The sequence below is a fragment of the Bradyrhizobium canariense genome (assembly GCF_019402665.1).
In the GTDB taxonomy this organism is placed as follows: domain Bacteria; phylum Pseudomonadota; class Alphaproteobacteria; order Rhizobiales; family Xanthobacteraceae; genus Bradyrhizobium; species Bradyrhizobium canariense.
Genome location: NZ_VSST01000047.1, coordinates 1 through 13,809, shown reverse-complemented (window position 1 = coordinate 13,809; position 13,809 = coordinate 1). Strand labels below are relative to the sequence as shown.

18 protein-coding genes are annotated in these 13,809 nt (G+C 63.4%); 7 read left to right on the top strand and 11 right to left on the bottom strand.

Annotated features, from left to right (window positions below; all coding sequences use genetic code 11):
- Positions 1 to 302 precede the first annotated feature (302 nt).
- From FXB41_RS24975 to FXB41_RS24950, 6 genes are all read right to left on the bottom strand, one after another.
- Positions 303 to 1,007, bottom strand: coding sequence for a hypothetical protein (locus FXB41_RS24975; RefSeq protein ID WP_219683546.1), 705 nt, complete (start codon positions 1,005 to 1,007; stop codon positions 303 to 305).
- A gap of 281 nt (positions 1,008 to 1,288) precedes the next feature.
- Entirely contained in the window at positions 1,289 to 1,438 is a 150-nt protein-coding gene (locus tag FXB41_RS24970) for a hypothetical protein (RefSeq protein WP_007591825.1), read from the bottom strand.
- Between the two features lie 208 nt (positions 1,439 to 1,646).
- On the bottom strand, positions 1,647 to 2,468 hold the full coding sequence (locus tag FXB41_RS24965) for a tetratricopeptide repeat protein (protein WP_007591830.1): 822 nt from the start codon (positions 2,466 to 2,468) through the stop codon (positions 1,647 to 1,649).
- Between the two features lie 32 nt (positions 2,469 to 2,500).
- A complete protein-coding gene (locus tag FXB41_RS24960; RefSeq protein ID WP_219683545.1) occupies positions 2,501 to 3,184 on the bottom strand; it encodes a substrate-binding domain-containing protein in 684 nt (227 codons plus the stop codon).
- An 18-nt stretch (positions 3,185 to 3,202) separates the two neighbouring features.
- The gene (locus FXB41_RS24955; protein WP_007591832.1) at positions 3,203 to 3,904 is read right to left on the bottom strand and encodes a GrlR family regulatory protein; all 702 of its coding nucleotides are present in this window, start codon (positions 3,902 to 3,904) and stop codon (positions 3,203 to 3,205) included.
- Between the two features lie 194 nt (positions 3,905 to 4,098).
- Entirely contained in the window at positions 4,099 to 5,133 is a 1,035-nt protein-coding gene (locus tag FXB41_RS24950; protein WP_007591833.1) for a glutamine synthetase beta-grasp domain-containing protein, read from the bottom strand.
- A 538-nt stretch (positions 5,134 to 5,671) separates the two neighbouring features.
- Between FXB41_RS24950 and FXB41_RS24945 the strand changes: the two genes are divergently transcribed.
- The 7 genes from FXB41_RS24945 (at position 5,672) to FXB41_RS24920 (ending at position 9,267) form a co-directional block, all read left to right on the top strand.
- Positions 5,672 to 5,875: a DUF2735 domain-containing protein gene (locus FXB41_RS24945; RefSeq protein ID WP_007591835.1), complete on the top strand. Its 204-nt coding sequence runs from the start codon at positions 5,672 to 5,674 to the stop codon at positions 5,873 to 5,875.
- 168 nt (positions 5,876 to 6,043) lie between these two features.
- Complete coding sequence (locus FXB41_RS24940; RefSeq protein WP_219683544.1) at positions 6,044 to 6,787, top strand: tyrosine-protein phosphatase; 744 nt, start codon at positions 6,044 to 6,046, stop codon at positions 6,785 to 6,787.
- A 40-nt stretch (positions 6,788 to 6,827) separates the two neighbouring features.
- The gene (locus FXB41_RS24935; RefSeq protein ID WP_219683543.1) at positions 6,828 to 7,508 is read left to right on the top strand and encodes an SDR family oxidoreductase; all 681 of its coding nucleotides are present in this window, start codon (positions 6,828 to 6,830) and stop codon (positions 7,506 to 7,508) included.
- A gap of 39 nt (positions 7,509 to 7,547) precedes the next feature.
- Entirely contained in the window at positions 7,548 to 7,745 is a 198-nt protein-coding gene (locus tag FXB41_RS24930) for a hypothetical protein (RefSeq protein WP_007591840.1), read from the top strand.
- Complete coding sequence (locus FXB41_RS42025) at positions 7,742 to 7,996, top strand: ParE family toxin-like protein (RefSeq protein WP_007591841.1); 255 nt, start codon at positions 7,742 to 7,744, stop codon at positions 7,994 to 7,996. Before FXB41_RS24930 ends, FXB41_RS42025 begins: the two co-directional genes overlap by 4 nt.
- A gap of 183 nt (positions 7,997 to 8,179) precedes the next feature.
- Positions 8,180 to 8,866, top strand: a complete 687-nt coding sequence (locus FXB41_RS24925; RefSeq protein WP_219683542.1) for a DUF2161 domain-containing phosphodiesterase — start codon at positions 8,180 to 8,182, stop codon at positions 8,864 to 8,866.
- A gap of 95 nt (positions 8,867 to 8,961) precedes the next feature.
- Positions 8,962 to 9,267, top strand: coding sequence for a hypothetical protein (locus FXB41_RS24920; protein WP_219683541.1), 306 nt, complete (start codon positions 8,962 to 8,964; stop codon positions 9,265 to 9,267).
- A gap of 81 nt (positions 9,268 to 9,348) precedes the next feature.
- Here the strand turns inward: FXB41_RS24920 and FXB41_RS24915 are convergent, their stop codons facing one another.
- From FXB41_RS24915 to FXB41_RS24895, 5 genes are all read right to left on the bottom strand, one after another.
- Positions 9,349 to 9,978, bottom strand: coding sequence for a GNAT family N-acetyltransferase (locus FXB41_RS24915; RefSeq protein ID WP_007591845.1), 630 nt, complete (start codon positions 9,976 to 9,978; stop codon positions 9,349 to 9,351).
- Positions 9,979 to 10,128: 150 nt separating this feature from the next.
- Positions 10,129 to 10,530 (bottom strand): PaaI family thioesterase, encoded by a 402-nt coding sequence (locus FXB41_RS24910; protein ID WP_007591846.1) that lies wholly within the window; start codon positions 10,528 to 10,530, stop codon positions 10,129 to 10,131.
- Between the two features lie 171 nt (positions 10,531 to 10,701).
- Positions 10,702 to 11,904 carry a kynureninase gene (gene kynU, locus FXB41_RS24905; RefSeq protein ID WP_219683540.1) on the bottom strand — a complete coding sequence of 401 codons (1,203 nt, stop codon included), beginning with the start codon at positions 11,902 to 11,904 and terminating at the stop codon, positions 10,702 to 10,704.
- Positions 11,905 to 11,912: 8 nt separating this feature from the next.
- Positions 11,913 to 12,752, bottom strand: a complete 840-nt coding sequence (kynA, locus tag FXB41_RS24900) for a tryptophan 2,3-dioxygenase (protein WP_219683539.1) — start codon at positions 12,750 to 12,752, stop codon at positions 11,913 to 11,915.
- Between the two features lie 33 nt (positions 12,753 to 12,785).
- Positions 12,786 to 13,595 carry a hormone-sensitive lipase gene (locus FXB41_RS24895; RefSeq protein WP_219683538.1) on the bottom strand — a complete coding sequence of 270 codons (810 nt, stop codon included), beginning with the start codon at positions 13,593 to 13,595 and terminating at the stop codon, positions 12,786 to 12,788.
- Between the last annotated feature and the right edge of the window lie 214 nt (positions 13,596 to 13,809).

Genomic DNA, 13,809 nt, shown 5'->3' with positions numbered 1-13,809 from the left:
TGAGACAACGATGGAGGATCGGTCTTCCCGGCGCATGCGAACACTGGTGACCCGAATGGCCCGTTCGAGGCCTGTCCGCTAATTAGCTCGAATGCGCGCTGATATCCATGATGGCCCGGAGCACAACACGCTCCAATCAGAGGCCGGATACATTGATGCAAGACCGCATCTGCCAGGTTGACGAAACCTCTTGCAATGCGCGGCCGGACCATACATCCGGGTCAACAGCCGACATCGCCGCGAGTTGGACGTCAGGCCTGCTTTACCCTCGAGCGGACATCCCAGATCTCTAAGTAACCGCCCTACGCTCGCCGCATCAGTTTAAGCGAGGCCGCCAGCCGCAGGCTGCGCTTGCCGGCCAGCGCGATGCCTTCGAGCTCACCGCTGTCCGCCGTGCAGGTTCCGGAGAAGCCGATGCCGACCTCGTAGCCGCCGAACACGGGGTTCTCGCCTTTCGCCGGCGTATGCTCCTGGTTGAGCATCTCGCCCTTCCAGCGGCCGTCGGCCGAGGAATAGGAGCCGAGATAGTAGAAGAACGCATCGCCGCCCAGGATGCGGCCGTCGATCAGCAGCATGACGCCGGAGAGCCCGGCGTCGACGCCGTCGAGCGCGCGCAGATGGATCGCATAGAGCCCGTTCACGACCCCGCCCGGACCGATCGTCCCCTGCGGCGGCAATCCCTCGTCATCGAGCCGCGTGAGATTGGCCCAGAAACCGGCGCCCGGCATCGTATCCGCGCTGCCCGCAAGACGGATCTGGTTGCCGACGAGCCGGCCGCGCGCGCCGATCACGGCGACATCAGCCCCCATCAGCGGCTTGTAGTTGGGATCGTCGTTATGCCGTTCGGTGATGACTTCGGCGATGATCTCGCCGTCGCGCTCGACATAGCTCCCGAGATGCGCGAAGGCCGAATTGCCGCCCAGCAGCTTGCCGTCATGCATGCACATGATGCTGCGGCCGAAGGCATCGTTGACGCCGTATTCAACCTTGTAGAGCCCGTCCAGCAACGCAATTGACCCGGAAATATCAGAAGGAAAGCACGCGCTACCTAGCACCGCCGTCGCACCAAGGCCATTGGGCTTTTTCGCGCAGGGCCATTCGCGGAGCCACACCTGCCATGATGCCATCATGCGCCTGTTTTGCCCGACGGCGCAATCGATTTCGGCGTTTCCGCAGATGGCGATTTCACACCATTTGCAGGCCTGTGATTTCAACCACTTGGCTACTGTGCATGGGGTTGTTTTTCGCCTTTTTTGTTTGGCCGGTGGTGAACGGCCTTCCTCAGGCGCTAGTGACGCTTGAAATACTGCACCTCGCGCTCATGCTTCTCGGCCGCCGCGCGGCTCCTGAACGTGCCGAGGTTGCGGCGCTTGCCGGTCTTGGGATTCACTTTGCGCGAATACAGCCGATATTCGCCGGATGCGAGCTTGCGGATCATGGTTGCGCCTCCTGCTGTCAAGGATTCAACGGACCGTGTCCAGGCTGGTTCCTGACGCATTCGAACCCGTCGACACAAGCACGCGACAAAGCGGGCATGGAGCAGTCACGGCCATCGGCGGCGGACGAAACATGATCCGGAAAGGTGCGCAGCGGTTTTCCGGAAAGATCATGCTCGCAAATAACTCTAAAGCGCGTTCACCGCGCTTTTAGAAGCACAGCGTGGTGACGAGCTTGCCCTGCTTGTCCTTGATCGCATAGGGACAGCGCAGCCGCTCCAACGCCTGCTTGGCATCCTCGTCGCCGAGCGCCGCGGCGCGCTCGTAATAGGATTTCGCGGCGTCCTTGTCCTTTGGACCGCCGCGGCCCTCCTGCGCGAAGGCCCCCATCCGCTCCAGCGCGCCGGGATGGTTTTGCGCCGCCGCCTTCTCGAACAGCGCGCGTGCCGCGGCGTCGTCCTTCGCCCCGCCCGTGCCTTCGGAGAGCATCATGCCGAGCTGGTACTGCGCTTCAGCGTTGGTCTCGGCGGCCTTGCCAAGCAATGCGCGCGCCTGTGCGGGATCGGCCGGCGTGGCACCGCCGGTGCCGCCGAGCGCGGCGAGATTGCTGATGCCGCGGGGATTGCCGGCCTGCGCCGCCTTCTCGAACAATTTGCGCGCCTGCGCTTCATCCCTGGCGACGCCGGAGCCGGTGCCGTAGGCCACACCGAGCTCGACCATCGCCGCACTCGATCCCTTGTCGGCGGCCTTGCGCCAGGCAGCCATCGCGTCCGCCGTCTGCCGGTTGGCCGCATAGGCGCGGCCGAGCGCGAACATCGCGCGCCGCGACGAGGGCGCAGCCTGCTTGCAGAACTTGATGGCGGTCGCAACGTCGGCGGCCGCAATCTCCGTCACGCCCCTCATATCGGCTGGCTTGTCGGGATCACTGGGATCGGCGGCGACGCGGTCGCACAGGACGAGATCGGCCGATTGCGCATGCGCAGATAACGGCGCCGCAAGCGTGAGAAGGATGGCAACGAGGAAAGTCCGCATGGACGCCAGGTTGCGTCGTCGTCCCGGCAAATTCAAGGCTCGAGTCCCGATTGGCGCAGCACGGGGACGACCTCGGGCGACGCCAGATAGCGCAGCAGCCGATCCGCGGCGTCGGCGTGCTCGGCGTTTGCCATCCGGCCGGCGGCGAACACGGCCGGCGTTTGCAGATCGTGCGGAATCGGGCCGACCACCTCGATGCCCTCGACCTGCTTCAGCTCGCTGATCTGCTGCACGGCGAGATCAGCCTCGCCGCTCACGAGCCGCTCTGCGGTAAAGCCCTGCTCGACGATGGTGGTCTTGGTTTTGATCTCTGCCGCGATCCCCATCTGCGCGATCAACCGGGCGAAATAGACCCCGCTCGCACCCAGCCGCGAATAGGCCAGGGACCGCGCCGCGAGCAGCGTGTTGCGCAGTGCGGTTTCCGTGGCGATGTCGGGATGTGCTTGCCCTGCCCGCACCGCGATGCCGACGAAGGAACGCGCGAGATCGGCCGCGCTCTCGGCGACGACGCGGCCCTCGCCGATCATCTCGTCGAGCCCCTCGCGGGTAAGGATCACGAGATCGGCGGCCTCGCCGTCGCGCAGTCGTTTGAGCAGCGCCAGAGTCGGCGCGAAATCGGCATCGATGTGGACGCCGGTCGCGGTCTCGTATGCGGAGGACAGGCTGCGCATCGCGCCCATCAGGCCGAGCGTCGAAAGCACGCGAATTTTTTCCATCAGCGATTCCCGTGGCGATCAGGCGCGATGCATCAGCTTGAGCGCGGCGGTCAGGCGCAGGCTGCGCTTGCCGGCAAGCGCCGTTGCCTCCAGCACCGCCTGCTCGGCGTCATAACTGCCGGAGAAGCCGATGCCGACCTCGTGGCCGCCGAAGATCGGATCGTCCTTAGCCGGCGTGTGCTCCTGGTTGAGGATCTGGCCCTTCCAGCGCCCGTTGGCGGCGGTGTAGCTGCCGAGATAATAGAACGATGCATCGCCGCCGAGGATGCGGCCCTTGTTGAGCAGCATCACGCCGGTGAGACCGCCGTCGACGCCGTCGAGCATGCGCAGATGCACCGAGTAGAGCCCGTCGGCGATGCCGGCCTCGCCGACGCCGCCGGCGATCGGCATCTCGTCTTCGGTGATGGGTGTCATTAACGACTGAAAGGGTACGCCGGGCAGCTCCTTGAGCTCGCCCTTGCAGCGATAGAGATCGCCGTCGGCCCAGCCCTTGGCAAGCAGGGTCGCATCGTCAGTGCCGGCCATGGCGCGATAGTTCGGATCGGGGTTGTGGCGGACGGTGTTGATCACGATGTCGACCCCGGCTTCGGTCTTGGCGTAGGTGCCGATATGGGCGAAGGCCGAATTGCCGCCGAGCATCTTGCCGTTGCCGGCATGCATCACGCTCCGGCCAACGGCGTCGCCGAGCTGAAATCTCACCTTGTAGAAGCCTTCAAACACCAGCCGTCCCTGGCCCTGCGCGCATCCAGACGCACTCTATCCCGCTTTCGGCGGCGATGGACAAGTTTCGCGCCATGAGGTCCGAGGGGTCTCCGCACCGGCTGTCATCAGAATGAAAAATCCGCCGAAGCCTTTCGGCTTCGGCGGATCGAAGTCCAACCCGGGCCAGCCCCCCAGCCCGGGCCGGGAGGATCTTAGGCGGCGGCCTTCTTGTCGGCCGGCACGGAGGCGATCGTCTTCAGGATCTGCGAAGCGATCTGGTATGGGTCGCCCTGCGAATTCGGACGACGGTCTTCCAGATAGCCCTTGTAACCGTTGTTGACGAAGGAGTGCGGCACGCGGATCGAAGCACCGCGATCGGCAATGCCGTAGCTGAACTTGTTCCAGGGCGCGGTCTCGTGCTTGCCGGTTAGACGCTTGTCGTTGTCCGGGCCGTAGACGGCGATGTGGTCCATCAGGTTCTTGTCGAAGGCGGCCATCAGTGCCTCGAAGTACTCCTTGCCGCCGACCGTACGCATGTACTCGGTCGAGAAGTTGGCGTGCATGCCGGAGCCGTTCCAGTCGGTGTCGCCCAGCGGCTTGCAGTGGAACTCGATGTCGATGCCGTACTTCTCGGTCAGACGCAGCATCAGGTACCGGGCCATCCACATTTCGTCAGCGGCCTTCTTGGAGCCTTTGCCGAAGATCTGGAATTCCCACTGGCCCTTCGCGACTTCCGCGTTGATGCCTTCATGGTTGATGCCGGCTGCCAGGCAGAGGTCGAGATGCTCTTCGACGATCTTGCGGGCGACGTCGCCGACGTTCGAGAAGCCGACGCCGGTGTAGTACGGACCCTGCGGGGCCGGATAGCCCGAGGCCGGGAAGCCGAGCGGACGGCCGTCCTTGTAGAAGAAGTATTCCTGCTCGAAGCCGAACCAGGCACCGGAATCGTCGAGGATGGTGGCGCGCTTGTTGGTCGAATGCGGGGTCTTGCCGTCGGGCATCATGACTTCGCACATCACGAGCACGCCGTTGGTGCGGGCGCCATCCGGGAACACCGCGACCGGCTTCAGCACGCAATCGGAGCTGTGGCCTTCGGCCTGCTGGGTGGAGGAGCCATCGAAGCCCCAGAGCGGAAGCTGCTCGAGCGTCGGGAACGACGCGAATTCCTTGATCTGAGTTTTGCCGCGCAAGTTCGGAGTCGGCGTATATCCGTCGAGCCAGATGTACTCGAGCTTATACTTGGTCATTGAGCCTCTCTGTAGATGATGCGAAAGGTGGGGGCCGCAGGCCCCCGCACGATTGTTTACCCGGCCAACATCGGCCGACCCCTTCCAAGCATTTAACGTGCCAAAAGGCCGCAGCGCGGGAGGTTTTCCACCGCGGCCGGCCTCCTCTCCATCCCGGCGGATCGGCGAGTGAGCCGTGCGTCATAGCGGCGCACCTTTGCGTGAAGCTGCACCGCAAAAACCCCGCGGAAAACGCCCGATTCTGGAGCAGGCAGGCCCGGGCCTGAGGTTGCCGACTAAACGCGCATCAACGTCCGGCAATATTCGCCAAGTCTGCGCCCGCCGCCCGCAACCTTCGCAACGGCCCACGCGTTAGCCACCCGACCGCTGCCTTAGAGGAAGCAGAATGCAGTCTGCCTACAAAATAGGCCAAGGCTGATTTCCTTTTCAGCACTTTGCATTTCGGAATGCACGGCCGATATGGGGATTCCAGTAACCACAAGCCAACGAGTCGGGCGCACCATGGAGGCCCAGCGCTGCGATCTCGGGAGATACCGCAATGATGAACAATGGACTGAGTCACGGATCTGCACAGATCTACCAATTCCCTGTCGGGGGCCGCTCGGCTCTCGGGGGGCGCCGCAACGGTGAGACCCGCCTTCCCGCCAACCACGCCTCGCTCCCCGTGAACGAGACGATTTGCAGCGGCAGCTGGTACCATCAGGAAGCAGTCGATGAAGCCAAGCCGAAATGGGATCGCTGATGCCTGCGTTCGGTTCAGTACCGCCGCGCTCTCTCAAGCGTCCGGCGTCAGATTGAAAAAGGGTCGAAACAACGAAGTTTCGGCCCTTTTTGATTCCGGACTTGATTACAGGATCATATGGTCCCACAGCCGTCACCGACCGTTTCAGATGCCTGACAAGACACCTCCATGAAAGACTCCCCTGCCCGCCATCTCGCCCTGCAGGGCGCCAGTAATTTTCGCGACCTCGGCGGCTATCCGACCGCAGATGGCCGGACCACGCGCTGGCGGCACATCTTCCGCTCCAACCATCTCGGCCAGCTCACTGCCGCCGATGTCGAGATCGTCCGCGCGCTCGGCGTGCGCAGCGCCTTCGATTTTCGCGGCGTCGAGGAGCGCGCGGCGGGTGTCTGCGTGGTCAACGAGATCGCCGTGCATTCGTTGCCGATCGAGCCGACGGTCGTGGCTGCGCTGCGCGCCGAGCTCGCCAGGGGCAGGCTGACCGCGCCGGTCGCGCTCGAACTCATGCGCGAATCCTATCGCAACTATGTCCGCCACAACACGGCCAGTTTTCGCAAGCTGTTCGGGCATCTCCTGGAGGACCACGCGCCGCTCGTCATTCACTGCACCGCCGGCAAGGACCGCACCGGCTTTGCCAGCGCGCTGATCCTTCATGCGCTCGGCGTAGCCGACCACGTCATTGCCGAGGACTACCTGTTGACCAACCTGCACTACAAGCGCGACGCGTCAAGCGTCTCCGATCTTCCTGCCGACGTTCTCGACGCGATCGGCACCGTCGAGGCCTCGTATCTTGCCGCTGCTTTCGAGGCCGTCGGTAGCGAGTATGGCGATCTCGAAACCTACTTGCGCGACGGTCTCAAGCTCGGCACAGCGGAGCGGACCGCGCTGAAGGCGCGCTATCTGCAATCGTAAGCGGCCGTAAATCTTGAGCGGCCGCGCCGGGAGAACGATGATGCAAGGCAAGGTTCTGATCGTGACCGGAGCACTCGGCTCACTTGGAAAAGTCGTCGCCGAGACCGCACTGGCACGCGGCGCGCGCGTGGCCGGCATCGACCATGCGCCATCGCAAATCTCCGCGACGCCTGAGCGCATCGAGATCGGCGGCGTCGATCTGTCCGACGTAGCACAAGCAAAGACGGCGGTCGAGGCGGCGGCAAAACACTTTGGCAAGCTCGATGGGCTGATCAACATCGCCGGCGGATTCGCCTTCGAGACCGTCGGCGACGGCGACATCAAGACATGGCAGCGCATGCATGCGCTCAACTTGCTGACGGCGCTCAACGCCTCGCACGCGGCGCTGCCGCATCTGGCCGCGTCCAAGGCCGGCCGCATCGTCAATATCGGCGCCATGGGCGCGCTTCAGGCCGGCTCCGGCATGGGCCCCTATGCAGCGTCGAAAGCCGGCGTCCATCGCCTCACCGAGGCGCTGGCGAGCGAGTGGAAAGGCAAGGTGACCGTGAACGCAGTGCTGCCTTCGATCATCGATACCAAGGCCAACCGCGCCGACATGCCGAAGGCCGACTTTGCCAAATGGGTGACACCGCAGGAGCTCGCCGAAGTCATCCTGTTCCTCGCCAGCGATGCCGCCAGCGGCGTCACCGGCGCGCTGATCCCGGTCGGCGGGCGGGTGTAGCATCTTTTCCCGGGCCCATCGGGCTGCTATATTTGAACAATGACAACTGAAGATATCGAACGAGCGATCGAACGGCTTACGCCTGACGAATTGGTGCGGTTTCGCGCCTGGTTCGAGCAGTTCGATGCACAACGCTTCGATCATGTCCTGGAGCAGGACATCAAGGCGGGTAAGCTCGATCAATTTGCCGAGGAAGCGCTGAGCGATTATCGCGCCGCCCAAACGCGCGACTTGTGAAGCACACCGCTTCCACGAGATTCTGGAAGGCTTATGAGGCCTTGCCCGTCAATGTTCGGCGGCTCGCCGATGCCAATTTCAAGCTGCTGAAGAACGACCCCACTCATCCTTCGCTTCAGTTCAAACGGGTCGGTCGATTTTGGTCCGCCAGAGTCGGCCTACGTTACCGCGCCCTGGCTATCGAATCTGACGGCGCCTGCGTTTGGTTCTGGATCGGCTCGCACGCAGACTACGATCGTCTCATAGGCTAAAGGCGTCAATCCGGCACCAACAGCGGGAGATTGCCTCTGAAACGGATGCTCTGCTTGCCGGCGAGTGCGATGCCCCCGCCCAGGTCGTCTGTTCCCCGTCAAATGGCTCAGAGCCCTAAGTCCGTTCCGGGCTAAAGTGCCGAGACTGATTCTCCGATCGGACGTGACACTCGGAAGCTTCCTTTGGAAACCACGCTCTATTTGCCCGTAAAACGCTTCCTCGAAGAGCTCGGCTTCACGGTCAAGGGCGAAATCGGCGGCTGCGATCTCGTGGGCCTTAGCGCCGGCGATCCGCCGGTGGTGGTGATTGGCGAGCTCAAGCTGACCTTCAATCTCGAGCTGATCCTTCAGGCCGTTGATCGTGCACCGGCCGGCGACGAGGTCTGGATTGCCGCAAAGATGTCAGTGCGCGGCAAGGGACGCGAGACCGACGCACGCTACCGCAATCTCTGTCGCCGCCTCGGCTTCGGCATGCTCGGGGTGACCGACAGGGGCCAGGTCGAGGTGCTGGTGAAACCGCCGACGGCAGCGCCACGCCGCGAGCCGAAGGTCCGTTCCCGCTTGGTCGCAGAGCATCAGCGCCGCCAAGGCGATCCGGTGCTGGGCGGCAGCACGCGCGCGCCGATCATGACGGCCTATCGGCAGCAGGCGTTGGCCTGCGCCTCGGAGCTTGCAGCAGGCCCGCGGAAGGTGAGCGAATTGCGCCAACGCTGTCCCGATGCCGGCAAGATCATGCTTAACAATGTGTATGGCTGGTTCGAACGCACCGAGCGGGGAATCTACGGGCTGACGGAAGCGGGCCACGCGGCGCTGAAACGCTGGCCACAGCAGCGGGTTGCGGATGTTGCCGGTGTCGCGTCACCACCCTGACACCCAACCGGTGCATAGCTGAGATGCCGCACCGATTTCATATTGCAATGCAACATAGACGGCACTAGGTATCCCGGCATCGAAACGAGGCCGTTATGAACGCAGACTGGACTACCAAATATGGCACGCGGCGCGTGCGCCACGATCCGCCGACCCTGGACGAGGCGATCTTCGCTGCCGTCGGCATCACCGATGATCAGGAGCAGCAGGCCGAGATCGCCGCAGCCCTGATGGGTATGCCGCTCGATGTCGTCCAGGCCGAGGTCAAGAAACAGGTTCGCACCAACAGCCGCATCACCTCGACGCGCGTGATCGCCGGCGAACAGGGCGCGCAGCGCTCGGTGGTGGTCGAACGCCGTGTCGTGCGCCGCTTCGGCAACGACAAGCGCACCGGCACCTGAGCGCTTAGTTCCCTTATATCCAATACAAAAGCGGACCGGTTTTGCCGGTCCGCTTTTTTGATTCCAGTCGGCTTTTTCAGGTCAGGCGGCGCGATTACCGTAGATGCTGGAAATGATCTTCCAGCAGGTCGAGTTGAAGCTGATCAGAGCGCGGCCGGCTGTGAATGGCGAGGCCGCAAGATCAGCGAGCTCGTCCTCAGGCGCCTTGGCGAGATCGATCGTACCGGTCGATTCGCCGTGACGGAATTGCAGATGCGCCCCAAACTTCCTGGCGAGCGCGCGCATCGCGTGATTCTCGGCGCCGGTGGTAATGCGCAGGCGCTTGTAGCCTTTCCAGCGCGCTTCCGCGATCAGGCGGCTGAACAGCACAGTGCCGACGTTCTGGCGCCGCGCCGAGGCTTCGACGCTGAAGGCGACCTCGGGCAACGAATCGCCCTCGGGCGGATGCAGCTCGGCCGCCCCGCGGACCACGCCATCCACGATATAGGCGACGATCACGGTGCCGTCCTCGGCACAGCGGGCTGCGTAACGCTCGATAAAACTGTCGTCGAGAAAACCGTTGAAGCGATCGTGCCGGCTTTCGGCATCGAGCCTCAGCAGATGATCGCGCAAAAGCGGCAATTCTTCCTGCTGGCTCAAGGTGCGCACGTAGCCCTGAACGGACTTCGGGCGGCTGGTTACTTCAAGTCCAAAATCTGCTGCGAGTGACAAGTCAAAACTCCTCTTGGTGTCCCTCGAGGAGGCGTTCGAATCCCTAGGCCTCCAATATTGTGCATCGCAACAAACTTTTCAAGACGGGAACCTGCCCAAGTTTCGGGCATTGGAGGCGACTAATTCGTTAATAAAATCAAGCCCCCGTATTCATACGAGGACCAGTTGGGTCTGCGTCACCACCGCGACCAGCTTGCCGTCCTCGGTCTCCAGCCGGGTGGTCCAAACCTGGGTGCGCCGGCCTCTGTGGATTGGGGTGGCGGTCGCGACCACCGTGGTTCCCTCCTTGGCCCCGCCGATGAAATTGGTCTTGCTCTCGAGCGTGGTCGTGCCCTTTGCGTCCTCCGGCAGATTGATCACGGTGGCCGCCGCGCCGACGGAATCGGCCAGCGCCATCACCGCGCCGCCGTGAATGGTGTGATGAAGAGTGCAGAGATCGGGCCTGACCGTCATCCGCGCCACCACGCGATCTTTCCCGGCCTCGACGAACTCGACGCCCTTGAGTTCGGCAAACGGCATCTTCATCGCTTTAAGTTTTTCGAGCGGCGTCATCGGATCTCCTCCCAAATCATTCTGCTCACAGGGTGAATTGCTCTGCGCGACAAAGCAATGACGTCCGAGGTCATCAGTGCGAGCGCAGCGAAGCAATTCGAGAATCTTTCCGCTGATACATTTCTGGATTGCTTCGCCGCGCTCGCAATGACGGGAGACAGCCGTCGTATCTCACGTCACCGCATTCACCACCTGATACTCCGGCCGCCGCCAAATCTCGTCCGCGATCACCTCTTCGATGATCTCGGCCGCCCTCATCACTTCGCTCTCGCCGATATACAGCGGCGTGATGCCAAACCTCATGATGTCGGGCGCGCGGAAATCGCCGATGACGCCACGGGCGATCAGGGCCTGCATCGCGGCGTAGCCGCCTGCGAAGGCGAAGGAGACTTGCGAGCCGCGATGCTGATGGACGCGCGGAGTGACCAGCGTTAGCTGCGGGCAACGGCGCTCGACTTCGCTGATGAGCAGATCGCCGAGCGCCAGCGAGCGGGCCCGGACCTCCGCGATATCGACGCGGTCCCAGATGTCGAGCGAGGCCTCCAATGCCGCCATTGCCAGCACCGGCGGCGTTCCGACGCGCATGCGCTCGACGCCGCCGGCGGCCGCATAGGCAAGCTCGAACGCGAACGGCTTTGCGTGGCCCATCCACCCCGACAAAGCGGCCCGGACGCTGTCGGCGTGGCGGGGCGCGACGTAGAGGAAGGCCGGCGCGCCGGGGCCGGCGTTGATGTATTTGTAGGTGCATCCGGCGGCGAAATCAGCGCCGGTGCCTGCAAGGTCAACCGGCAGCGCCCCGGCCGAATGCGCGAGGTCCCAGACCGTAACGATGCCGAGCGCATGCGCTCTTGCCGTCAGCTTCGCCATGTCGTGGCGCCGTCCGGTGCGGTAATCGACCTCGGTGATGTAGAGCACCGCGATCTCCTCCGACAACGAAGCCTCGATCTCCTCCGGCGCCACCAGGCGCAATTGATGGCCACGTCCAAGCGTCGCGATCAGGCCTTCAGCCATGTAGAGGTCGGTCGGAAAGTTGCCGGTGTCCGACAGAACGATTTTGCGCGATGCGTTCATGTCCAGCGCGGCGGCGAGCGCCTGATAGACCTTGAGCGACAGCGTATCTCCGACCATGACAGAGCCGGCTTCCGCACCGATCAGTCGCGCGATGCGATCGCCGACATGGCGCGGCTGGGCATACCAGCCCGCCGTATTCCACGCGCGGATCAACTCATCGCCCCACTCGGCGATGATGACGCGGCTGACGCGCTCGGCAACGCCAAGCGGCAACGCCCCGAGCGAATTGCCGTCGAGATAGATCACACCGTCGGGCATATGGAACAGCGCTTTGGTGTCGTCGTAAACGCGAAGCTTGGTCATGAAAATCTCTACAGGATCGTGCGCACGCGCCAGAGCTCGGGAAACAGCTCGACCTCCAGCATCCGCTTGAGATAACTGACCCCGCCGGTGCCGCCAGTGCCGCGCTTGAAGCCGATGACGCGCTCGACCGTCGTCACATGGTTGAAGCGCCAGCGCCGGAAATAATCCTCGAAATCGACCAGCTTCTCGGCCAGTTCGTAGAGCATCCAGTGCGTTTCCGGCGCTTCGTAGACGATACGCCAGGCCTGCAACACACCTTCGTTGAAGCTATGAGTCTCGCGAACATCGCGCGCTAGCACGGCCGCAGGCATCTCGAGCCCGTTGCGGTCGGCGAGCCGCAGCACCTCGTCATAGAGGCTTGGCGTCGCGAGCTCGGCTTCGAGCAGCTGCGTGGTTTCCAGATCGTGCGCGTGCGGCTTGAGCATGGCGTGGTTGCGGTTGCCGAGCAGGAATTCGATCAGCCGGTATTGCCGCGACTGGAAGCCCGAGGACTGGCCAAGCTGCGAGCGGAAGCGCGTATACTCGCTGGGCGTCATGGTGCGCAGCACGTCCCATGCGCCGTTGAGCTGCTCGAAGATGCGCGACATCCGTGCCAGCATCTTCATCGCAGGCTGCACTTCATCCTTCGCGATCGAACGGCGTGCGGCGCTGAGCTCGTGGATGGCGAGCCGCATCCACAGCTCGGTCGTCTGATGCTGGATGATGAACAGCATCTCGTCATGCGCTTCCGACAGCGGATGCTGCGCGCCGAGGATCGCGTCCAGCGCCAGATAGCTGCCATAGGACATACGCCGGGCGAAATCGGTCTCAGCGCCTTCGCTTGCGGGATCGTATTGGCTGGACGTCATGGCAGGCCCTTTCGATCGATCTTCAAGGCCTGGTCAGTCGAGGCCGATCAGGCGCGCGGTGATTGGCGACGACGGGTCCTTGAGGGCGTCGATCACGGTGAAATGGTTCAGCCCGGGATCGACAACAAGACGCGTCGGCACGTCGAATCCAGTCCAGACATTGGCAATCAGATCAGACTGGCGGATGAATTCGGGCCGCTCGTTGCCACCGACCCATGCGGTCACGGGCGAAGGCCCGCGCGGCAGATGCAGCGCCGCGCTTTCCAGCGTCGCCTCCTCCATCGTCATGCACAGGGTGTCGTTCATCCTGGTCTTGAGCAGCGGACGCAGATCATGCAGGCCGCTGATCGAAAGCGTGCCGGCGACGCGGTTGTAGACGGCGGGCTCCAGCCGGCTGTCGTCGCACAGCATGCGCGTAACGAGATGCCCGCCCGCGGAATGGCCGGCGAGCCGGATCGGGCCCGCGACGAGGGAGGCCGCCTTGGCGATGGCTGTGGTGATTTCCGCCGTAATGTCGGAGATGCGCGCGGCCGGCGTCAGCGTGTAGCTTGGCATTGCCACCGCCCAGCCATGATGGCGCGCGCCTTCGGCGAGATCAGTCCATGTCGATTTGTCGAAGCGCATCCAGTAGCCGCCGTGGACGAACACGACGAGGCCTTTGCTGTCGCCGTCGGGCAAGATCAGATCGAGGCGCTGGCGTTCGCCGGCGCCATAGGCGATGTCGGCGCGAAACTCCTTCAGCCCGGCCCGGTAAGCCGCCGCCCGCTCCGCCCACAGCGCCGGTATCTTGTCCGAGCCCGGGATATGGGCCGAATTGGCGTAAGCGTCATCCCAATCGCGCATCGTGACTTCCTCGACGGACTCAAGGCCTTGTGGACCTGGCACCAGTCTGCCACCGGCGCGGGCGGCATCCTAGTCTTTAGTTTAAGCTTAAAGGATTTTGGAACGCCGGTGGATTGGGCAGCGGACCGGCAGGATATTTGTTTCGTCATTGCGAGGAGCGTAGCGACGAAGCAATCCAGACTGCCCCGGCGGGGGATACTGGATTGCTTCGCTG

Bases quoted from the DNA above. Each gene is read 5' to 3' on its own strand.
- FXB41_RS24970 (WP_007591825.1), bottom strand. From the start codon at position 1,438: ATGATCCGCAAGCTCGCATCCGGCGAATATCGGCTGTATTCGCGCAAA.
- FXB41_RS24965 (WP_007591830.1), bottom strand. From the start codon at position 2,468: ATGCGGACTTTCCTCGTTGCCATCCTTCTCACGCTTGCGGCGCCGTTA.
- FXB41_RS24960 (WP_219683545.1), bottom strand. From the start codon at position 3,184: ATGGAAAAAATTCGCGTGCTTTCGACGCTCGGCCTGATGGGCGCGATG.
- FXB41_RS24950 (WP_007591833.1), bottom strand. From the start codon at position 5,133: ATGACCAAGTATAAGCTCGAGTACATCTGGCTCGACGGATATACGCCG.
- FXB41_RS24945 (WP_007591835.1), top strand. From the start codon at position 5,672: ATGATGAACAATGGACTGAGTCACGGATCTGCACAGATCTACCAATTC.
- FXB41_RS24940 (WP_219683544.1), top strand. From the start codon at position 6,044: ATGAAAGACTCCCCTGCCCGCCATCTCGCCCTGCAGGGCGCCAGTAAT.
- FXB41_RS24935 (WP_219683543.1), top strand. From the start codon at position 6,828: ATGCAAGGCAAGGTTCTGATCGTGACCGGAGCACTCGGCTCACTTGGA.
- FXB41_RS24930 (WP_007591840.1), top strand. From the start codon at position 7,548: ATGACAACTGAAGATATCGAACGAGCGATCGAACGGCTTACGCCTGAC.
- FXB41_RS24920 (WP_219683541.1), top strand. From the start codon at position 8,962: ATGAACGCAGACTGGACTACCAAATATGGCACGCGGCGCGTGCGCCAC.
- FXB41_RS24910 (WP_007591846.1), bottom strand. From the start codon at position 10,530: ATGACGCCGCTCGAAAAACTTAAAGCGATGAAGATGCCGTTTGCCGAA.
- kynU (WP_219683540.1), bottom strand. From the start codon at position 11,904: ATGACCAAGCTTCGCGTTTACGACGACACCAAAGCGCTGTTCCATATG.
- kynA (WP_219683539.1), bottom strand. From the start codon at position 12,752: ATGACGTCCAGCCAATACGATCCCGCAAGCGAAGGCGCTGAGACCGAT.
- FXB41_RS24895 (WP_219683538.1), bottom strand. From the start codon at position 13,595: ATGCGCGATTGGGATGACGCTTACGCCAATTCGGCCCATATCCCGGGC.